The following is a 19,811-nucleotide window of genomic DNA, read 5'->3' on the forward strand; positions in this document are numbered from 1 at the left end:
CGCGCGTCAGGCCCCGGTCAGCAGATCCAGGGCCGCAACGATGGCGGTGTCCTCCGAAAGGAGGCTGCCGACGCAGGGGCCGAGTTCCGAGACCCGAACCGCACCGGCAAACTGGGTGACCATGACGTGCGGCCGGCCCTCGATGGTGAAGACGGGATTGAGCCGGACAGCGGGCCGTGGCGCCGCGTCCGGCGGCAGCAACGGCGCGACGATGCGGGTGTTGAGATCGCGCAGGATGTTGGCCTGCAGGTCGAGCAGGTAGCCAGGACCGTCAAGGCGGCGGTGAACGTCGAAGCGCGCCATCAATAGGGACGATGCTTGGCCAGAGGAAGTCCGTACGCCTCGACATAGGTGTTGGACGATTCCAGGGCTTCGCGGTTCTCCTCCAGCCAGCGCTTGTCGCGCAATTCGGCGATCTGGTCCGCCAGACCGCGCTCACACGCACGCGACACGTTGATGCCGAGGGCCTTCGCCTGCTCCAGCAGGTCGCTGTTGAGGCTGACGTTGGTGGCCCGTTTCGGGGCGGAGGCGTCGAACGCGGAGCGCGGGATAGGCATCGAACTCTCCATGGCCATGCGCATTGAGTATGCGCACAACCATGGGCCGGTCAAGGGTCGGGCTCGGCGTGGGGCTCAACGCCTACAGCATCTCCAGCGGCTGCGGCCCGTCGGGCGGCGGAAAGGCGCGGTCCAGCTCGGCAAGGTCTTGCCCGTCGAGACGCAGGTCGAGGGCGGCGCGGTTGTCGCGGACGTGCGCCGGCGTCGCCGCCTTGGGGACGGCGATGACCCCGCCGTCGCGCAGGGTCCAGGCCAGGGCCACCTGGGCCGGGGTGACGCCGTGGCGCTGCGCCACCCGGCGCAGGGCCGGTTCGCCCAGCAGCCGGCCCTGCTCGATCGGCGAGTAGGCCATCACGGGAACGCCGCGCCGGCGGCACCAGGGCAGCAGGTCGTGCTCGATGCCGCGGCGGGTCAGGTTGTAGAGCACCTGGTCGGTCTGCACCGCGGTGCCGCCGGGCAGCCCGACGAGCTCCGCCATGTCGTCGGGGTCGAGGTTGCTGACGCCCCAGCGGCGGATCTTGCCGTCGCGCATCAGGGTCTCGAAGGCCTCGATCGTCTCGGCGAAGGGCGGGCGGCCGCGCCAGTGCAGCAGGTAGAGATCGATGCGGTCGGTGCCGAGCCGGCGCAGGCTGCGCTCGCAGGCGGCGATCGTGCCGCGGCGGGTGGCGTTCTGCGGCAGCACCTTGGAGACCAGGAACACCGCGTCGCGCCGCCCGGCGATCGCCTCGCCCACCACCTCCTCGGCACCGCCGTCGCCGTACATCTCGGCGGTGTCGATGAGGGTCATGCCGAGATCGAGGCCGAGGCGCAGCGCCGCCACCTCGCCGGCGCGGCTGCGCGCGTCCTCGCCCATGAACCAGGTGCCCTGGCCGAGCACCGGAACCTCGTCGCCACCGGGCAGCCGGATCGTCGCCTCTGTCATTGAGCGTCTCCTCCTCGGGTCGTCGTCTCGTCTGCATTCGTGTGAAGGATGCGCTCGAACTGCTCCGCGGTCGGCAGTTCTCCCGCGAGATCCGATGGCAGGGTCTCGGTGACACGCACGGTGTACGAAGACACGCCAATCGGCTTGGCGATGTCGCGCAATGCGTATTCGACAACGACACGATTGCGGGACTTGCACAGGATCAGCCCGATGCTCGGCTCCATGTACGGTTCCCGCTTCAGATCGTCCAGCGCCGTCAGATAGAACTGCATCTTGCCGGCATACTCCGGCGCGAACTCGTCCATCTTCAAGTCGATGACGACATAGCGACGCAGCTTGAGATGGAAGAAGAGCAAGTCCAGACAGTAGTCTTGTCCACCGACCTCGAGGGGGTACTGGCTGCCGACGAAGGCGAAGCCGATCCCAAGCTCGATCAGGAATGTCTTGAGGTGCTCAACGAGAGCGGCTTCCAGCTGTCGCTCATGCGCCCGAGGGGTGAGCGTCAGGAAGTCAAAGACATAGGGATCCTTGACCAACTGGCGCGCCAGATCAGACTCTCCGGCGGGGAGGGTTTGGCTGAAGTTGGTGACCGCGGCACCCTGGCGCGCATGCAACCCAGTTTCGATTTGCAGGGCAAGTACGGAGCGGCTCCAGCCATTTTCGAGTGCGGCGCGCGCGTACCAGAGCCGCCGGTCCGGTTGGCGGACCGCCTCCAGAAGCCGGACGTTATGCCCCCAGGGCAATCTGGCAACAACCTGTTGCAAGATTCCGGGGTCCGTCCAGGCCGCCGCAAAATCCCGCATGTACCGCAGATTCCGCGGCGAAAATCCCTTCTGGTCCGGGAACTCCGCACGCAAGTCGGCGGCGAGTCGGTCGACGATCCTGGCACCCCAGCCCTGCTCCCGCTGCCGGTTCAGGATGTCCGAACCGATGCGCCAGTACAGCAGGATCAGTTCCGCATTGGCCGCAAGCGCCGCCCGCTGCTGCGTCTGCCGGATGCGGTCCTTCAGGTCGGACAGCCACTCCGCGTAACCCGCGGGAGCGGGACGGTGCTGCACCATGAACGCTCGCCCTGCTTCGGTCGGCGGCCAAGCTATCCGAAGCACAACGCATGGGCAAGCCAAGGTCAGCCGCCCGTTCCCGCGGCATCCTGTGGCACGCGGCCCCTACACCGCGCAGCGGTGGCGCTCGATGCAGGTCGCCAGCACCTCGTCCATGGGGCGCGACCACCAGCGCTCGGAGAAGATCTCGACCTCGGAGAAGCCGGCGAAGCCGGCCTCCTCGACCCAGCCGCGGATGCGCGGCAGGTCGATCACGCCGTCGCCCATCATGCCGCGGTCGTTCAGCAGGTCGGCGGTCGGCACCAGCCAGTCGCAGACGTGGAAGGCGAGCAGGCGCCGCGCGCCGGCGCGGCGGATCTGCGCCTCCAACTCGGCGTCCCACCACACGTGGTAGACGTCCACCGCCACGCCCAGCGCGCCGCCGCCCTCCGGGTCGAGCCGGTCGCAGAGGTCGAGGGCATGGCGCAGGGTGTTCACGCAGGCCCGGTCGGCGGCGTACATCGGGTGCAGCGGCTCGATCGCCAGCGGCATGCCGACCTCGCGGGCGTACGCCAGCAGTTCGGCGATGCCGTCGGCCACCTGGGCCTGCGCGCCGGCCAGGTCCTTCGACGGCACGCTGCCCGGCCGCGAGAACTGCGGCAGGCCGCCGACCACCAGCACCAGGCAGGGAGCCCCCAGAGCCGCCGCCTCGTCGACCGCGCGGCGGTTGTCGTCGCGCACCTCGGCGCGGCGGCCGGGATCGGCCGGGAACATGCCGCCGCGGCAGTAGCCCGACAGCGCCAGGCCGCTGTCGCGGACCGCCCGCACCGCGCTTTCCAGCCCGACCGCCGCGATCTGGTCGCGCCACGGGGAGACGGCGCGGATGCCGTGGCGCGCGCAGGCCTCGGCGATGCGCACGAAGTCGCCCTGCCGGCGCACGGTGGCGGTGTTGACGGAGAGCCAGCGGTGGTCGCCCGCGAAGTCGCGCATCGCCGCCCCCTCAGCCCGCGTCGACGCCGCGCACGGCGAGCACGGCGCGCATGCGGGCCGCCGCCATCGCCGGGTCGCGCAGCAGGCCGGCGGCGTCGGCCAGCCGGAACAGCTCGGCCAGGTGCAGGGTCGAGCGCGCGCTCTCCTGGCCACCGATCATGGTGAAGTGGTCCTGGTGGCCGTTGAGGTAGGCCATGAACACCACCCCCGTCTTGTAGAAGCGGGTGGGTGCTTTGAAGATGTGGCGCGACAGCGGCACCGTCGGGGCGAGGATGGCGTGGAAGGAGTCCGCCCGGCCCGCCGCCAGGTCGGCCAGCGCCGCGGCGGCGGCCGGGGCGATAGCGTCGAAGATGCCGAGCAGGGCGTCGGAATGGTGCGCCCCGTCGCCGGCGATCAGCTCGGCGTAGTTGAAGTCGTCGCCGGTGTACATGCGCACGCCGGGCGCCAGGCGCCGGCGCATGACGATCTCCTTCTCCTTGTCGAGGAGGGAGACCTTCACCCCGTCCACCTTGGCCGCGAAGTCGTTGATGACCGACACCGCCACGTCCATCGCCGCGTCGAGGTCGGCGGTGCCCCAGTAGCCGGCCAGCGCCGGGTCGAACATGTCGCCGAGCCAGTGGAGGATCACCGGCTCGCGCACCTGGGAGAGGATGCGGGAATAGACCCGGACATAGTCGTCCGGCCCCCTGGCGACGCGGGCCAGCGCGCGCGACGCCATCAGGATGATGCGCCCGCCCAGCGCCTCGACCGCGCCGACCTGCTCCTCGTAGGCGCGGATGACGTCGTCGACCGTGCGCGCGTCCTCGGGCGCCAGGTGGTCGGTGCCGGCGCCGCTGGCGACGACGCCGCCGCGCGGCTTGGCCGCCGCCAGCGAGCGGCGGATCAGCTCGAGCGAGGCGGCCCAGTCCAGCCCCATGCCGCGCTGGGCGGTGTCCATCGCCTCGGCGACGCCGAAGCCGAGGTCCCACAGGTGCTCGCGGAACGCGATGGTGCGGTCCCAGTCGATGGCGGGGGTCAGCCAGGGGTCGACCTCGGCCAGCGGGTCGGCGACGGTGTGGGCGGCGGCGAAGGCCACCCGGTTGAGCGGACCGCCGGCGCGCGCGGGAAAGCCCCGCGCCGGCGCCAGCCGGTAGGTCTCCAGGGTGCGGTCGGCGCGCGGCAGGAGGATCGTCGGTTCCATGGGGCACACCCTCCGGGTCAGGCGGTCAGCGCCGGGACGTCGACCCAGCGCCGCTCGCGCCAGCTCTCCAGCGCGCATTCGACGAGCTGGACGCCCTTGGCGCCCTCGATCAGGCCGTGGGCGTAGGGGGCGTCCTCCACCACGTGGCGGATGAACATCTCCCACTGCACCTTGAAGCCGTTGTCGAAGACCTGGTTGTCGGGCACCGGCTGCCAGGTCTCGTAGAAGTCGATGGTCTGCTTCACGTCCGGGTTCCACACCGGGCGCGGCGTGCCCTGGCGCGGCTGGATCACGCAGTCGGTCAGGCCGGCCACCGCCGAGCCGAGGGTGCCGTCGACGTGGAAGGTGACGAGGTCGTCACGGTAGACCCGGGTGGCCCAGGAGGAATTGACCTGGGCGATCACCCCGCCCTCCAGTTCGAAAGTGGCGTAGGCGGCGTCGTCGGCGGTCGCCTCATAGCGCCGGCCCTGCTCGTCCCAGCGCTGCGGTATGTGGGTGGCACCGAGGCAGGACAGGCTCTTGACCGGGGCGAAGACGTTGTCGAGCACGTAGCGCCAGTGGCAGATCATGTCGAGGATGATGCCGCCGCCGTCCTCGCCGCGGTAGTTCCAGGACGGCCGCTGCGCCGCCTGCCAGTCGCCCTCGAACACCCAGTAGCCGAACTCGCCGCGCACCGACAGCATGCGGCCGAAGAAGCCGCTGTCGCGCAGCATGCGCAGCTTCTGCAGGCCGGGCAGGAACAGCTTGTCCTGTACCGTGCCGTTCTTCACCCCGGCCTCCCGGGCGAGGCGGACGATGCGCATCGCCGCCTCCAGATTGGTGGCGATCGGCTTCTCGCAGTAGACGTGCTTGCCCGCGCGGATCGCCATCTCCAGCAAGGTCGGGCGCATCTGGGTGGTCCCGGCGTCGAAGAAGATCGTGTCGTCGGGGTTGGCGAGCGCCGCCTCCAGGTCGTCGCTCCAGCGCTCCACCCCATGGTGTTGCGCCAGCTCGCGCACCTTCTCGGCGTTGCGCCCCACCAGGATCGGATCGGGCACGACCCGCGACCCGTCGGAGAGCGTCACCCCGCCCTGGGCGCGGATCGCCAGGATCGAGCGGATGAGGTGCTGGTTCATGCCCATGCGCCCGGTGACGCCGTGCATGATGATCCCGAGTCGACGCTGAGCCATGGTTCCACCCTCCGATTTCTAAGTAAGTAACTTGTTAGTTACATGAAGTGTTCAGTCGTCGTCAACAGCCCTCTCCCGCCCCGGGAGAGGGAGGGGACCCGCGGCGTCAGCCGTGGGGAGGGTGAGGGTGTCGCCCGCCGGCGGAGCCCGCACCCTTCCCACGCTCCGCGTGGGCCCCGTCCCTCTCCCGCCCTGGGAGAGGGACGAACGCCATGTCCCGCAGCGCCTCCACCGTGGGATGGGCGCCGGCGGCGAAGCCCGGTCCCCAGAGCGAGCCGAGGGCGATCCGCCCGCCGTCGATGCGCAGGCGGACGCGGCCGCCCTGGCGGCGGTAGAGGTCGGGGTGCGCGTCGAGGAAGGCCTGCGCCTCGGCCTCGGGCGCGGTGCCGAAGCCGTCCACGTAATGGTGGCCGTTGCGCTCGACGTGGGCGAGGCCGAGCAGGCCGACCAGCGCCAGGTCCTGCTGCACGCCGAGCCCGGCCTGGGTCGTCAGGTCCTCGGCCGACAGGAAGAAGCGCCCCCCCTCCCCGGCGTTCCAGCGGGCGCAGCGCGCCGCGTTGAGCAGCGACTTGTAGAGCCCCTTGCAGGCCTTGCTGGAGACCCCCGAATAGCCGAGCCGGCGGGCCAGCGGAAACGCGTCCAGGGTGCCGTCGGCCTCGTCGATGATGACGGGGAGATGCGCCGCCAGGGCGTGCACCGGCTCGTCGAAGGTGCGGGCACGGGCGACGGGCTGCTCGACGAAGGCGGTGGCCGCGGCGAAGCGGGCGAGCCGCGGGTCCTCGCCGACCCGCCGCCACAAGTCGAGGATGCCGTCGGCCGTGGCGTACTGCTCGTTGCCGTCGAGGGTGACGAGGATCGGCTCGGCGATGGTGTCGAGCACGGCGGCGATGCGGCGCAGGCGGTCCAGGTCGGCGGCGACGTCGCCGGCCACCTTGATCTTGAAGTGCCGGTGCCCGTAGGCGGCGACCACCTGGTCGAGGCTGTGCGGCAGCCCGTCGGCGACCGCCTGGTCGGCGGCGATCTCGTCGGCGGTGACGGGGTCGACCAGGCCGACGGTGTGGCGGGCGGCGATGGCGGCGGCCGGCTCCAGGCCGGCCAGGAAGCGGGCGAGGTCGAAGCCGGCGAGGTCCGGCGCCGCCTCGGCGGTGAGCCCGACCCGGTTGCCGCGCACCAGCTCGGCGAAGGACAGGCCGAGCGCCCGGCCGAGGGCGTCGAGCGCCGCCTTGTCGAGCAGCGCCGGGCCGAAGCCGGCGGCCAGCGGCGGCACGCCGGGCAAGGCGAGGCGGTGCGCCAGGGCGTGCCCGAAGGCGGTGCGCGGCTCGCCGTCGCCGTACGCCTCGCGCGCCCGCCACAGCGCGTGGCGGAGCTGGTCGACGGTGTCGGCGCTGCTGAGCGCCGGGTCCTTGTCGAACCATTTCGGCACCATCAGCTCGGCCGCCATGCCCTCCGCCTCGCGCCCGTCCTCCAGGCGGACGCGCAGGCGCACGAAGGCCTGGGCCGTCTCGGTCAGGGTCGCCACGCCGAAGCGGAAGGGGATGCGCAGGCGCACCGGCCGTTCGTACAGGGCGATGGCGGTGATGCGGAATCGCGGGGCGCTCGTACGGCTTTCCGTCATCGGGCCGTCTCCGTCTCCAGGGCGTCGAGGATGCCGCGCAGATAGCCGATGGCGCGCGCCGCCACCGCCTCGCCGTCGGGGCGGTAGACGAAGGGCTCGACGCTGATCTCGCCGGCGTAGCCGACGGCGCGCAGGGCCCGCAGCACCGGGGCGAAGCGGTCGGCCCCCTCGCCGGGGCCGCGGCGGTTGCGGTCGTTGAGCTGGACGTGACCGACGACGCCGCGCGGCACCCAGCGCCGCACCAGGGCGTCGGGCGGCTCGTCCTCGCTCAGGCCGGCGGCGCTGGTGTCGATCATGGTGCGCAGCGCCGGCACCCCGGTCGCCTCGACCAGCGCCGCCGCCTCGGCCACCGTGTTGGCGAAGCCGTCCTCGTGGCGGCCCAGCGGCTCCAGGCAGTAGGTGACGCCGAGGCGCCCCGCCCGCTCGGCCACGCCGGCCAGCAGGTCGCAGGCCCGCCGCCGCGCCGCCGCCGGGTCCTCGCCCGGCGGCAGGCGGCGCTGCCCGGGCGAGCCGTGCACCATCACCCGCCCGCCGAGGTCGGCACAGAGATCGACCAGCCCCTCCAGCACCGCCGCGGTGCGCCGGCGCAACTCCGGATCCGGGTCGGTGATGGACAGGCCTTCCGGCGTCACCAGCAGCCAGTGCAGGCCGACCACCGACAGGCCCGCCGCCTCCACCGTGCGGCGCAGCCGCTGCCGCTCCGCCGGCGGCAGCCGGTGCGGCTCCGGCCCGAGCGTGAAGGGGGCGACCTCCAGCCCGTCGTAGCCGAGCTCGGCCGCCCGCGCCGCCTGGGCCTCGAACGGCAGGTGCCGCAGCACCTCGTTGCACAGGTTGATCCTCATGCGCCCCTCAGCGGCCGAAGGCCAGGCTGGCGAGCCGGCTCGCCCCGCGCCGTACCGGCGCCAGGCCGATCAGCAGCATGGCGAGCGTCGTCACCCACAGCACCATGGACACCGGCCGGGTCAGGAAGGGCGTGAGGTCGCCGTCGGCCAGCGTCAGCGCCCGGCGCAGGTTCTTGTCCAGCAGGTCGCCGAGGATGATGCCCAGGACCAGCGGCGCCATGGGATAGTCCATGCGGCGCATGACGTAGCCGATCACCCCGAAGGCCAGCATCACCCACACGTCGAAGAGGCGCTGGGTGATGGCGTAGGGGCCGATCACGCAGAGCGTGAACACCACCGGCATCAGCCGCTCGCGCGGGATGCGCAGGACCAGCAGGAGCGGCCGGGTCAGCAGCAGCCCGAAGACGCCCATGGCGACGGTGGCGAACACCACCATCCACACCACGCCGTACACGAACTCCGGCTGCTCGATCATGATGGTCGGCCCCGGCCGGATGCCGTGCAGGAACATCGCCGCCAGCAGCACCGCGGCCGGCGCCGAGCCCGGCACCGCCAGGGTGAGCGCCGGGATCAGCGCGCCGGGGATGGCGGCGTTGTTGCCGGTCTCCGCCGCCACCAGCCCTTCCAGGGCGCCCTTGCCGAACTGCGCCTTCTCGGCGCTCTTGCGCCGCGCCGCGGCGTAGGAGACCCAGGCGCCGATGTCCTCGCCGACGCCGGGGATGATGCCGACACCGGTGCCGATCACGCCGGAGCGGGCGATGGTGCGCCGGTAGCTCCACAGCTTGCTCAGGCTCGGCAGGACGCGGCCCACCGTGCTGGTCGCCAGCTCGGCGCGGCGCTCGCGCAGCACCGACAGCACCTCGGCGAAGCCGAAGGCGCCGACCAGCGCCGGGATGAGGGCGATGCCGCCGGCCAGCTCGGTGCTGCCGAAGGTGAAGCGGGCGTGGGCGTGGATGCCGTCCTGGCCGACCATGGCGACCAGCAGGCCGAGGACGCCGGCGATCCAGCCCTTCAGCGGGTCGTCGAAGGCGGTCATCTTGCCGGCGATGACGATGCCGAAGATGGCCAGCCAGAAATACTCGTAGGAGCCGAAGCCGAGCGCGAACTCGGCGAGGACCGGCGCCACCACCGCCAGCGCCAGCACGCCCAGGAGCGTGCCGATCACCGAGGACATGGTCGCCATCCCCATGGCCTCGCCGCCGCGCCCCGAGCGGGCCAGCGGAAAGCCGTCCAGGGTCGTCGCCGCGTTGGCCGGGGTGCCGGGGATGTTGAGCAGGATGGCGGTGCGGCTGCCGCCGTAGATGGAGCCGACGTAGCAGCCGATCAGCACCAGGATCGCCTGGTCGGCGTCCAGCGTGTAGGTCAAGGTGGTCAGGAGCGCGATGCCCATGGTGGCGGTGAGGCCGGGCAGCGCGCCGATGACGATGCCGAACAGGGTCGCCAGCGCCACGTTGACCACGCTCGCCGGCGTGGCCAGGGAGACGAAGGCGTTGCCCAGGGGGACGAGGTTCTCGAACACGGGGCCTCACGGCATGCGGACGAGGAAGAGATCCTGGAACAGGACATGGACGCCGACGCCGGTCGCCACCGCCAGCACGGCGGCGGCGGCCAGCTTGCGCACCCGCGCCGCCGTCGGGTCGGCCGGGTCGCGCTCCAGCACGGCGGTGAAGGTGAAGACGAACAGGGCCGTCGCCAGCCAGAAGGGCAGATGCCCCACCAGCCCGACCGCGTAGAGGAGGCAGAGGGCGAGCCCCAGCGGCATCAGCCGGCGGCCCCGCCGCTCCTCCTCGTCCTCGGGCCGGGCGGCGGCCGGCGCCGCGGTGGATGCCGCCCCATGCGCCGGCCGCAGGGCGAGGACCAGGCCAAGCAGGGTCAGCACCGCCCCCAGCGCCCCCGGCACCACCCCCGGCGCGGTCCAGGGGTCGATGCCGCGTTCGGGCAGCCGGTCCATGAGCAGGGCGCCCACCGTCACGGCGAGGCCGAGGCCGGTCAGGACCACGCCGGTGATGCGGTCGGCGCGGGCCGGTGTCATCGTCGCCATGGCGGCGCCTCCCGACGCTGGTCAGCCGGTCACGGCTTGGGGATGCCGTAGGTCGCCGGGTCGGCCTTGGCCTGGCCGCGCTCGACCATGCCGTAGGCCATCTTCTGGATCGACGGCATGGCCGCCTTGTAGGCCTCCTCGCCCATCACCACGGCCGGGATCGCCCCCTTCTGCGCACCGTACGTGCGCAGCTTCTCGGAGTTGGTGATGGTCTGCGCCCAGATCCGCTCGACCGTGTCGACCACCTCCTGCGGCACGCCCTTGGGGATGAAGACGCCGAAATAGTCGTCGGCCACGGGGTAGCTGGGGAAGAACGTGGTGATCGACGGGATCTCGCCGACGCCGTCCATGGTCAGCGCCCGCCCGCCGAGCACCGCCAGCGGCCGGATCTTGCCGGCGCGGATCATCTCCGCCTGGTCGGCGGCGAGCTGGGTCGTGGCGACGGTCTCGCCGCCGGCGGTGGCGATGGTCGCCGGGTTGCCGCCGTCGTAGGTGACCTGCTTGACCTCGACGTCGAGGGCGTTGCTGAGCGCCGCCACCGCGGCCCCGCCCGAGGAGTTGATGCCGGCCGTCGCCACCGTGATCTTGCCGGGCTTGGCCTTCATCGCCTCGACCAGGTCCTTGGCGGTCTTGTACGGCGTGTCGGCGTTGACGCTGAGGACCGAGGTGTTGACCACGGCCAGGAACGGATGCCAGTCCGCCAGCTTGGTGTCGACCAGGCCGCTGACGCCGTAGGTGCCGACGTCCTTGGCCGCACCCGACGCCCAGGTGTAGCCGTCGCGCGGCGCGTCGAGCACGGACTTGGTGCCGATGGCGCCCTGGGCGCCGGGCTGGTTCACCACCACGAAGGTCTGGCCCAGCTCCTTCTCCAGCTCGGCGGCGACGAGGCGGACGATCTGGTCGGTCGAGCCGCCGGCCCCCCAGGGAACAACGATGGTGACCGGCTTTTCCGGCTTCCAGTCCGCGGCCCGCGCCGGGGACGCGCCGGACGCCAGCGACAGGGCGCCGAACCCGAGGACGGCGCCGACGGCGAGCAGGGATCGTTTCAGCATGTCCTTATCCTCCCTCGGCCGAATCCGGTGGGCGGCCGAATTGTTTTGCCCGCGCATCATGCCCGCGGCCTTGACCCGGCGTCAATAAGTAAATAACTGGTTAGTTCTGCAGGCATGGCGATCGCGGGCTTGCGGTCGGGCGGCGTCCCCGCCATAGAGGGACCGGAACGAGGAAAGGCGACCGACATGCGCGCGACGCGAGCAGCAGCGACGACCCCGCCCCCGGTGGAGAAGGCGGACGCTCCGGCGGCGCCCCGGCCGGCGCGCCACCGCCGCTCGGCCGAGGGCACGCGGGCGCGCATCCTCGAGGCGGCGCACCGGGAGTTCGCGACGAAGGGCTTCGAGGGGGCCCGCATCGACGTCATCGCCGAGACGGCGCAAGCCAACAAGCGGATGATCTACCACTACTTCGGCGACAAGGAGGGGCTCTACGTCGCGGTCCTGGAGATGGCCTACGACCGCGCCCGCTCGGCCGAGCGCCAGCTCGACCTGGGCCGCCTCAGCCCCGACGCGGCGATGCAGCGGCTGGTCGCCTTCACCTTCGACAGCTTCGTCGAGGACCGCTCCTTCATCCAGCTCCTCAACACCGAGAACATGCTGGGCGCGCGCTACCTCGCCCGCTCGGACGCGGTGCAGGCCATGCACTCGCCGCTGTTCGGCATGATCTCCGACATCCTGCGGCGCGGCGCGGCGGAGGGGGCGTTCCGCACCGACGTCGACCCGACCCAGCTGTGGATCTCCATCGTCGGCCTCAGCTACTTCTACTTCTCGAACATCCACACCCTGTCGCTGGTCACCGGCCACGCCCTGGAAGCGCCGGACGCGCTGGCCGAGCGGCGCGCCCACGTGGTCGGGCTGATCATGGACTATCTGCGCCCGGCACCCCGGCCCTGAGCAGGTGTTCCGACCTCCGCCCCCATGGGCGGGCTCGGAAATCCCGCCAGATCACAGGGTCCGCAGGCCGGTCCGGGATGGCCGCACCGCGCGACCGGAGCCGGTGCTCAGGCGGGGGTTTCGACGGGCAGGCCGGCGGCCTTCCATTCGGGATAGCCGTCCTCGAGGCGGCGCACGCGGTAGCCCCGCCGGCGGAGCTCGGCGACCGCCTCGAAGGACAGCACGCAGTAGGGGCCGCGGCAATAGGCGACCACCTCTTGGTCCGGCGGCAGGTCGGCGAGCCGCCGCTCGAGATCGCCCAGCGGGATGTTCACGGCCCCGGGCAGATGCCCCTGCGAGAATTCGTCTTCGGGGCGGACGTCCAGCACCGTCACCAGACCGTCGCGCATCCGCTCGAGGAGGGCGGCCCGGCTGACGGGCTCGAGGGCGTCGCGGTGGCGGAAATAGCCCGACCGCAGCCGGTCCACCTCGGCGACGGTGCGTTCCGCCACGCGCCGCACCGCGGCCAGCAGGTCCACGACGAGGTCGTCGGCCAGCCGGTACAGGACGTATCTGCCGTCGCGCCGCGACGCCACCAGCCCGGCCCGGCGCAGATGCTGGAGATGCTGCGACGCGTTGGCCACCGACAGGCCGACCCGTTCGGCCAGCGCCTCGACGCTCCGCTCGCCCTGCCCGAGGTGCTCCAGCAGGTCCAGCCGGTGCTCGTGGCCGACGGCCCGGGCGACGGCGGCGAACGCGGCGCACAGCCTGCGCTTCGGGCTCTCGCTTGACATGACGTCGGGGATCTCGTTACATCATTCAACGAATTGATTGATTGTCACGCGTCCGGCCGGGCCGGTCAAGGAACATCCGAGGGGCGACGGCCATGGGCGACACCCTTCTGGCGAACGGACCGGCGGCGATCCGCCTCGGCGCCTTCCTCGGCGTGTTCGCCGTCGTGGCGCTGTGGGAAGCCGTCGCGCCCCGGCGCGTGCCGACCTATGGCCGCCGCCGGCGCTGGCCCGGCAACCTGGGCATCGTCGTGATCGACACGGTGGTGGTGCGCATCCTCTTCCCGACGGCGGCCGTCGGCATGGCGCTGCTGGCCGAGCAACGGGGCTGGGGGCTGCTGAACGCCGTCGCCGCACCGGTCTGGATCGCCGTGCCCGTGTCGGTCCTGCTGCTCGACCTCGCCATCTATCTGCAACACGTCCTGTTCCACGCGGTGCCGGTGCTGTGGCGGCTGCACCGCATGCACCACGCCGACCTCGACATCGACGTGACCACCGGTCTGCGCTTCCATCCCGCCGAGATCGTGCTGTCGATGGTCATCAAAGCGGCCGTCGTAACGGCGCTCGGGGCGCCCGCGGTGGCGGTGCTGGCCTTCGAGGTGCTGCTCAACGCCACGGCGATGTTCAACCATGCGAACCTGCGGCTTCCGCCCTCGGCGGACCGCGCGCTGCGCCGGGTCCTCGTGACGCCGGACATGCACCGCGTGCATCATTCGGTGGTGGTCGCCGAAACCAACAGCAACTACGGCTTCAACCTTCCCTGGTGGGACCGGCTGTTCGGGACCTACCGGGACCAGCCCGCCGCCGGGCACGACGGCATGACGATCGGCATCGAGCGGTTCCGCACGGCCGGCGACCTCCGGCTCGACCGCATGCTGCTGCAGCCGTTCCACGGCGACGAAGACCGGCACGGCGCGGCCGGGCCGGCGCCGCACGCCCGGACCCCGGAGTGACCATGCCCGCCGACACGATCTATCTCGACCACAACGCCAGCACGCCGGTGGACCCGCGGGTGGCGGCGGCGATGCGCCCGCTGATCGAGGACGCCTTCGGCAACCCGTCGAGCCCCCACTGGGCCGGCTCCCCGGCGAAGGCCGCCCTGGATCGCGCCCGCGGCCAGGTGGCCGGCCTGCTCGGCTGCGCCGACGACGAGGTGGTCTTCACCAGCGGCGGCAGCGAGGCCAACAACCTCGCCCTCAAGGGCGTCTTCTTCGCCCGGCGGGACCGCGGCGACCACATCGTCACGACGGCCGTCGAGCACCCGGCCGTCCTGACACCGCTGCGCTTCCTGGAGACGCTCGGCGCCCGGGTGACGGTCCTGCCGGTCGACGGCACCGGCCGCGTCGATCCCGCGGCGGTCGCCGCGGCGATCACGCCGCGCACCATCCTGGTCAGCGTCATGCACGCCAACAACGAGGTCGGCACGGTCCAGCCCGTCGCCGACATCGCCCAGGTCGCGCGGGCGCGCGGCGTCCTGCTGCACACCGACGCCGCCCAGTCCGTCGGCAAGATCCCGACCCGCGTCGCCGAGCTCGGCGTCGACCTGCTGACGGTGGCCGGGCACAAGCTCTGCGCGCCCAAGGGCGTCGGCGCCCTGTACGTGCGTCGCGGCGTGGAGCTGGAGCCGCTCGTCCACGGCGCCGGGCACGAGCGGGGACGCCGGGCGGGCACCGAGAGCGCGCTGCTGGCCGCCGGCCTCGGCGCGGCCTGCGCGCTCGCCCGCGACCTGCCGGCGGCTGACGCCGTGCGGGCGCTGCGCGACCGCTTCTGGGCGGCGCTGCGGGCGCGCTTCGGCGACCGGGTCGTCCTCAACGGCCATCCCGAGCACCGGCTGCCGAACACGCTCAACGTCTCGTTCGTCGGCTGGGTCGGCGCCGACCTCCTCGCCCGCCTGGACGGCGTGGCCGCCTCCACCGGCTCGGCCTGCCACGCCGGCAGCGTCACCCTGTCGCCGGTGCTGCGGGCCATGGGCGTCGACCCGGAGATCGGCAAGGGCGCCGTGCGGTTCAGCCTGGGCCGGGGGACCACGCCGGACGAGATCGACCGTGTGGTGCAGCGGCTCACGGCGAGCATCCACGGCGCTGCAGGCAGCCCGTCATGAAGGCGACGAAGCGCGGGTCGGCGGCGTAGGCGACGTTGATCCGCAGCGCCGGCGGCTGCTCCGTCCGCTCCGCCGCGAACACCGAGCCGGGGGCGAGGAAGATGCCCTCGGCCGCGGCCGCCCGGGTCAGGGCGAGCTCGTCCATCCCGGCCGGCAGCAGCCCCCAGACGTAGAGCCCGCCGTTGGGCGGCGCCAGGATGGGGATGCCGATCGCTTCGAGGCTCGCCAGCGCCTCCTCCGTCGCCGCCTCGATGCGGCCCTTGAGACGGCGCAGGGAGCGCAGGTACTGGCCGCTGGCGATGACGCCGTAGACGATCCGCTCGACGTAGTCGGAGGTGCTGACGACGGTCAGCATCTTGAGGTCGCAGAGCATGCCGATCAGCGGGTGCTTGCCGGCGACGTAGCCGACCCGCACGCTGGCCGACAGGGTCTTGGAGAAGGTGCCGACGTAGATCACCCGGTCGAGCTGGTCGAGGGCGGCCAGGCGCGGTGCGGCCGCCGGCAGGATGTCGGCGAAGGGGTCGTCCTCGACGATGTGGAGGTCGGCCTGCTCGGCGATCTGCAGCACGCGGTGCGCCACCGCCGGGGTGATCATCCCGCCCGTCGGGTTGTGGGCCAGCGGCTGGGTGAAGAACACCTTGGGCTTGTGGGCCGCCGCCTTGGCCGCCAGCTCGTCGAGGTCGGGGCCGTCGGCGAGGCGGCGCACGCCGACGATGTTCACCTTGGCGAGCTTCAGCTTGCCGAACAGCGGATAGTAGCCGGGGCTGTCGACCAGCACGGTGTCGCCGGGCTCGAGGATCTGCCGCGCCACCAGGTCGAGGGCATGGTTGGCGCCGTGGGTCAGCAGGATCTGGTCGGGGGCCGCCTTGATCGAGCGCTCGCCGAGCGCCAGAGCGATGCGCTCGCGCAAGGGGAGGTAGCCCCAGGGATTGCCGTAGCCGTGGCCGCCGTCGGCGCCGTGGACGGCCTTGGCCAGCCGGCCGTGGCCGCCGATCTCGAAGCGCTCCATCCACGACGGCGGCGGCCGCCCGTCGCCGATCCGTACGGCGTAGCTCTGCACGAGCTGCTCGCGCAGCAGCGACACCAGGTCCACCGCCTCCGCCACGTGGGAGGACGGCCGCTCGACCGACGGACGGCGCAGCCGGGCGACGTAGTAGCCAGACCCCTGCTTGGCCTCGAGATGACCGAGCGCCACCAGACGGTCGTACGCCTCGGCCATGGTGTTCTTGGAGACGCCGTACTCCTGGGCGCCGGCGCGCACCGACAGCAGCCGCTCCCCCGGTTTCAGCAATCCCCCCTCGATCAGGCCGACGATCTTGTCGACGATGCCGCCCACACGCGTCACGGTGCGCCCCCTTGGCACGGTCCAGGCTGATTGTCCCAGTTATTTTACTGGGACAGTATGGCGGATAATCCGGCGAACTGTCACTTGCACTGTCCCTTTATAACACGGATTATTGGGCCGACAACGACCCAACCGCCACCCCGACGGGGACGCGGACAATCGACTGGAGGGAGATCGCCATGTCCACCATCAACCGCCGCACCGCCCTCAAGGCCGCCGGCCTCGGCGCCGTCGGCGCCGCGTCCGGCCTCGCCGCCCCCGCCATCGCCCAGGACGGCGTCACCTGGCGCATGCAGTCCCTGTGGGACGGCGGCACCACCCCGCAGAGCTTCGAGGAGCGCTTCGTCAAGCGGGTCGGCGAGCTGACCGGTGGCCGCTTCAAGATCGAGCTGTTCTCAGCCGGCCAGATCGTCCCGGCCGCCCAGGCCTTCGACGCGGTGCGCGGCGGCGCCTTCCAGATGATGAAGACCTTCGACGGCTACGAGGCCGGCAAGATCCCGGCGCTGGCCTTCACCAGCACCGTCCCCTTCGGCTTCCCCGAGTCCGACCAGTACGAGGCGTGGTTCTACGAGCTGGGCGGCCTCGACCAGGCCCGCCAGGCGTACGCGCCGGCCGGCCTGTTCTACATCGCCCCCACCGTCTACGGCCCCGAGCCGATCCACGCCAAGTTCCCGATCCGCACCATCGCCGACATGAGCGGCAAGAAGGGCCGCTTCGTCGGCCTCGCCTCCACCGTCATGGCGGCACTCGGCGTGTCGGTCACGCCGCTGCCCACCGCCGAGGTGTACTCGGCCCTCGACAAGGGACTGATCGACTTCGCCGACCGCGGCGACCTCACCGCCAACTTCGAGGCGGGCCTGGCCGAGGTGGCGAAATACATCGTCCAGCCCGGCCCCCACCAGCCGACCACCGCCACCAGCTACGTCGCCAACCGCGGCGCCTACGAGAAGCTGCCCGAGGAGTTCAAGGCCGCGCTGGCCGTCGCCGCCCGCGAGATCTCGGCGGCGCTGCGCCAGCACATCCTGGTCGCCGACGGCAAGGCCATCGAAGCCTTCAAGGCCAAGGGCGTCGAGGTCACGTCGCTCGATCCGGCGGAGATGCTGAAGGGCCGCACCCTGGCGCAGGAGGCGTGGAAGACCGCCACCAAGGGCGACGCGCTCGCCACCAAGATCCTCGACGGCCAGGTCGCCTTCATGAAGCGCCTCGGCCTGCTCGGCTGATCGTTCGTCGTCCCTCGCCCTTCCCGCGCTTTGCGTGGGAAGGGCGAGGGTGCCGGCGACGAAGGCCCTCGCCCTCCCCGCGGCTGACGCCGCGGGTCCCCTCCCTCTCCCGGGGCGGGAGAGGGCCGTGTTTCCCCGCCATCCGAGTGCGCGCCCATGCCGACCGCCATCCGCCTGTACGTGCAGGCCGTCACCGCCTTCAACCGGCTGCTCTTCCGCCTCGCCGCGGCGCTCATGGCGGTCATCGTCCCCGTCATGCTGTACGAGGTGGTGAGCCGTTACCTGTTCGACGCGCCGACGACCTGGGGCATGGAACTGGCGACCCTGCTGTTCGGGCCGTACTTCCTGCTGGGCGGTCCGTACCTGCTGCACCTGCACGGCCACGTCAACCTGGACCTGGTGCGCCGCGCCATGCCGCCGCGCTGGGACCGCCTGTTCGAACTGGCGAACCACCCCGTGATCATCCTGTTCTGCGCCATCCTCCTCTACTATTCCTGGCCGCTGGCCGTGCAGTCCTGGGAGTTCGGCGAGACCTCCTTCTCCGCCTGGAACCCGCCGATCTGGCCGGTCAAGTTCGCCGTCCCGGCGGCGGTGGTGCTGCTGGCGGCGCAGAGCTCGGCCGAATTCCTGCGCGTCCTCTTCCGCGACCCCGCGGCGATCGTCCACGACCCGCTGGCGGCCGAGACCGCCGACGCCGGGATCGGAGGTGCGGCATGAGCTCCACCGCCATCCTGCTGACCATGTTCGGCGGCCTGACCCTGTTCATGCTGAGCGGGCTGCCCATCGCCTTCGTGCTGGGCGGGCTGTCGCTGCTGTTCACGGTCGCCCTGTGGAACGCCGACGCCGTCGTCATCCTGGTGCTGCAGATCTTCGACACCATGCGCTCGGAAGCGCTGCTCGGGATTCCCCTCTACATCCTGATGGCCAGCATCCTGCAGCGCTCCGGCGTCATCGAGGAGCTGTACCAGGCCATGGAGCTGTGGTTCGGCCGGGTGCGCGGCGGGCTCGCCATCGGCACGGTGGTCATCTGCGTCGTCATGGCGGCGATGACCGGCGTGGTGGGGGCCGCGGTCACCGCCATGGGCGTGCTGGCCCTGCCGGAGATGCTGCGGCGCGGCTACGACCCGCGGCTCGCCACCGGCACGATCTGCGCCTCGGGCACGCTCGGCATCCTCATCCCGCCCTCGGTGCTGACCATCGTCTACGCGGTGACGGCGCAGATCTCCATCGGCAAGATGCTGATCGCCGGCATCGTCCCCGGCGTGCTGCTGGCGGTCCTCTACATCGCCTACATCGTCGCCGTGTCCTACCTGCGGCCGGGCATGGTGCCGCCGGGCTCGGCGGAGCGGGTGCCGCTGGCGGTCAAGCTGCGCAGCCTGCGCGCGCTGGTGCTGCCGGCGCTGCTGATCCTGATGATCCTCGGCGCGATCTTCTTCGGCGTCGCCACGCCGACCGAGGCGGCGGCGGTCGGCGTGCTCGGCGCCGCCGTGTCGGCGGCCCTGCGCCGGCGCCTCACCGTCGACGCGCTGACCGCGTCGTCGGTGGAGACCCTGAAGGCGACGGCGATGATCCTGTGGATCACCATCGGCGCCAAGGCCTACGTGGCGATCTTCACGGGGCTGGGCGGCGCCGACACGCTGATGGGCTTCATCCGCGGCCTCGACGTGCACCCCTACCTGATCCTGGCGGTGATGATGGCGGTGCTGGTGTTCCTCGGCACCGTGCTCGACGAGATCGGCATCATCCTGCTGACCGTGCCGGTGTTCCTGCCGATCGTCCGCTTCCTCGGCTTCGACGAGGTGTGGTTCGGCGTGCTGTTCGCGCTGACGATCCAGATGGGCTACATCAGCCCGCCCTTCGGCTACACGCTCTTCTACATCAAGGGGCCGCTGCCACCGCACCTCGGCATGGACGTCGTCTACCGCGGCATCATCCCCTTCTTCGTGCTGCAGGTGCTCGGCCTGCTGATCTGCGCCGCCTTCCCCGGCCTGGTGACCTGGCTGCCCCGGCTGATGGTCGGCGGCTGACGACCGGGGGCCGGCCCCCTCCCCTTCCCAAAAGCGGCTCACGCCG

20 protein-coding genes are annotated in these 19,811 nt (G+C 71.7%); 6 read left to right on the forward strand and 14 right to left on the reverse strand.

Going from position 1 to position 19,811, the window contains the following annotated elements:
• Window positions 1–6: 6 nt before the first annotated feature.
• From ACSBPG_RS05220 to ACSBPG_RS05275, 12 genes are all read right to left on the reverse strand, one after another.
• Window positions 7–303 carry a CcdB family protein gene (locus tag ACSBPG_RS05220; protein WP_435536060.1) on the reverse strand — a complete coding sequence of 99 codons (297 nt, stop codon included), beginning with the start codon at window positions 301–303 and terminating at the stop codon, window positions 7–9.
• Window positions 303–557, reverse strand: a complete 255-nt coding sequence (locus ACSBPG_RS05225) for a type II toxin-antitoxin system CcdA family antitoxin (protein ID WP_435536061.1) — start codon at window positions 555–557, stop codon at window positions 303–305. Before ACSBPG_RS05225 ends, ACSBPG_RS05220 begins: the two co-directional genes overlap by 1 nt.
• Window positions 558–639: 82 nt before the next feature.
• Entirely contained in the window at window positions 640–1,479 is an 840-nt protein-coding gene (locus ACSBPG_RS05230; protein WP_435536062.1) for an aldo/keto reductase, read from the reverse strand.
• Entirely contained in the window at window positions 1,476–2,540 is a 1,065-nt protein-coding gene (locus ACSBPG_RS05235) for a PDDEXK nuclease domain-containing protein (RefSeq protein ID WP_435536063.1), read from the reverse strand. Before ACSBPG_RS05235 ends, ACSBPG_RS05230 begins: the two co-directional genes overlap by 4 nt.
• A gap of 105 nt (window positions 2,541–2,645) precedes the next feature.
• On the reverse strand, window positions 2,646–3,509 hold the full coding sequence (locus tag ACSBPG_RS05240) for a sugar phosphate isomerase/epimerase family protein (protein WP_435536064.1): 864 nt from the start codon (window positions 3,507–3,509) through the stop codon (window positions 2,646–2,648).
• Between the two features lie 10 nt (window positions 3,510–3,519).
• Window positions 3,520–4,689: a dihydrodipicolinate synthase family protein gene (locus tag ACSBPG_RS05245; protein ID WP_435536065.1), complete on the reverse strand. Its 1,170-nt coding sequence runs from the start codon at window positions 4,687–4,689 to the stop codon at window positions 3,520–3,522.
• A gap of 17 nt (window positions 4,690–4,706) precedes the next feature.
• Entirely contained in the window at window positions 4,707–5,858 is a 1,152-nt protein-coding gene (locus tag ACSBPG_RS05250; protein WP_435536066.1) for a Gfo/Idh/MocA family protein, read from the reverse strand.
• A gap of 106 nt (window positions 5,859–5,964) precedes the next feature.
• Window positions 5,965–7,473 carry an enolase C-terminal domain-like protein gene (locus tag ACSBPG_RS05255; RefSeq protein WP_435536067.1) on the reverse strand — a complete coding sequence of 503 codons (1,509 nt, stop codon included), beginning with the start codon at window positions 7,471–7,473 and terminating at the stop codon, window positions 5,965–5,967.
• Window positions 7,470–8,315, reverse strand: a complete 846-nt coding sequence (locus ACSBPG_RS05260) for a sugar phosphate isomerase/epimerase family protein (protein WP_435536068.1) — start codon at window positions 8,313–8,315, stop codon at window positions 7,470–7,472. Before ACSBPG_RS05260 ends, ACSBPG_RS05255 begins: the two co-directional genes overlap by 4 nt.
• A 7-nt stretch (window positions 8,316–8,322) precedes the next feature.
• Window positions 8,323–9,834, reverse strand: coding sequence for a tripartite tricarboxylate transporter permease (locus ACSBPG_RS05265; RefSeq protein ID WP_435536069.1), 1,512 nt, complete (start codon window positions 9,832–9,834; stop codon window positions 8,323–8,325).
• A gap of 6 nt (window positions 9,835–9,840) precedes the next feature.
• Window positions 9,841–10,356 (reverse strand): tripartite tricarboxylate transporter TctB family protein, encoded by a 516-nt coding sequence (locus ACSBPG_RS05270; protein ID WP_435536070.1) that lies wholly within the window; start codon window positions 10,354–10,356, stop codon window positions 9,841–9,843.
• Window positions 10,357–10,385: 29 nt separating this feature from the next.
• Window positions 10,386–11,408 carry a Bug family tripartite tricarboxylate transporter substrate binding protein gene (locus tag ACSBPG_RS05275; RefSeq protein WP_435536071.1) on the reverse strand — a complete coding sequence of 341 codons (1,023 nt, stop codon included), beginning with the start codon at window positions 11,406–11,408 and terminating at the stop codon, window positions 10,386–10,388.
• A 186-nt stretch (window positions 11,409–11,594) separates the two neighbouring features.
• Between ACSBPG_RS05275 and ACSBPG_RS05280 the strand changes: the two genes are divergently transcribed.
• Window positions 11,595–12,302: a TetR/AcrR family transcriptional regulator gene (locus ACSBPG_RS05280; protein WP_435536072.1), complete on the forward strand. Its 708-nt coding sequence runs from the start codon at window positions 11,595–11,597 to the stop codon at window positions 12,300–12,302.
• 107 nt (window positions 12,303–12,409) lie between these two features.
• On the opposite strand, the gene ACSBPG_RS05285 is transcribed toward ACSBPG_RS05280, so the two are convergent.
• Window positions 12,410–13,075, reverse strand: coding sequence for an ArsR/SmtB family transcription factor (locus ACSBPG_RS05285; protein WP_435536073.1), 666 nt, complete (start codon window positions 13,073–13,075; stop codon window positions 12,410–12,412).
• Between the two features lie 92 nt (window positions 13,076–13,167).
• Between ACSBPG_RS05285 and ACSBPG_RS05290 the strand changes: the two genes are divergently transcribed.
• Both ACSBPG_RS05290 and ACSBPG_RS05295 read left to right on the forward strand, forming a co-directional pair.
• Window positions 13,168–14,025, forward strand: a complete 858-nt coding sequence (locus ACSBPG_RS05290) for a sterol desaturase family protein (protein WP_435536074.1) — start codon at window positions 13,168–13,170, stop codon at window positions 14,023–14,025.
• Between the two features lie 2 nt (window positions 14,026–14,027).
• Entirely contained in the window at window positions 14,028–15,173 is a 1,146-nt protein-coding gene (locus tag ACSBPG_RS05295) for a cysteine desulfurase family protein (RefSeq protein WP_435536075.1), read from the forward strand.
• On the opposite strand, the gene ACSBPG_RS05300 is transcribed toward ACSBPG_RS05295, so the two are convergent.
• The gene (locus ACSBPG_RS05300) at window positions 15,133–16,518 is read right to left on the reverse strand and encodes a PLP-dependent aminotransferase family protein (protein WP_435536076.1); all 1,386 of its coding nucleotides are present in this window, start codon (window positions 16,516–16,518) and stop codon (window positions 15,133–15,135) included. The two genes, ACSBPG_RS05295 and ACSBPG_RS05300, sit on opposite strands and share 41 nt — an antisense overlap.
• Window positions 16,519–16,697: 179 nt before the next feature.
• Here ACSBPG_RS05300 and dctP point away from each other — a divergent pair, with 179 nt between their 5' ends.
• The 3 genes from dctP to ACSBPG_RS05315 all read left to right on the forward strand — a co-directional run bounded on the left by dctP (window position 16,698) and on the right by ACSBPG_RS05315 (window position 19,765).
• A complete protein-coding gene (gene dctP / locus ACSBPG_RS05305; protein ID WP_435536077.1) occupies window positions 16,698–17,738 on the forward strand; it encodes a TRAP transporter substrate-binding protein DctP in 1,041 nt (346 codons plus the stop codon).
• A 156-nt stretch (window positions 17,739–17,894) separates the two neighbouring features.
• Window positions 17,895–18,455, forward strand: a complete 561-nt coding sequence (locus ACSBPG_RS05310; protein WP_435536078.1) for a TRAP transporter small permease subunit — start codon at window positions 17,895–17,897, stop codon at window positions 18,453–18,455.
• Complete coding sequence (locus tag ACSBPG_RS05315; protein WP_435536079.1) at window positions 18,452–19,765, forward strand: TRAP transporter large permease; 1,314 nt, start codon at window positions 18,452–18,454, stop codon at window positions 19,763–19,765. The genes ACSBPG_RS05310 and ACSBPG_RS05315 overlap by 4 nt, the downstream gene beginning before the upstream one ends.
• The last annotated feature ends 46 nt before the right edge of the window (window positions 19,766–19,811 follow it).

Origin of the sequence: Azospirillum sp. ST 5-10, assembly GCF_051225715.1 — a bacterium.
GTDB lineage: Bacteria > Pseudomonadota > Alphaproteobacteria > Azospirillales > Azospirillaceae > Azospirillum.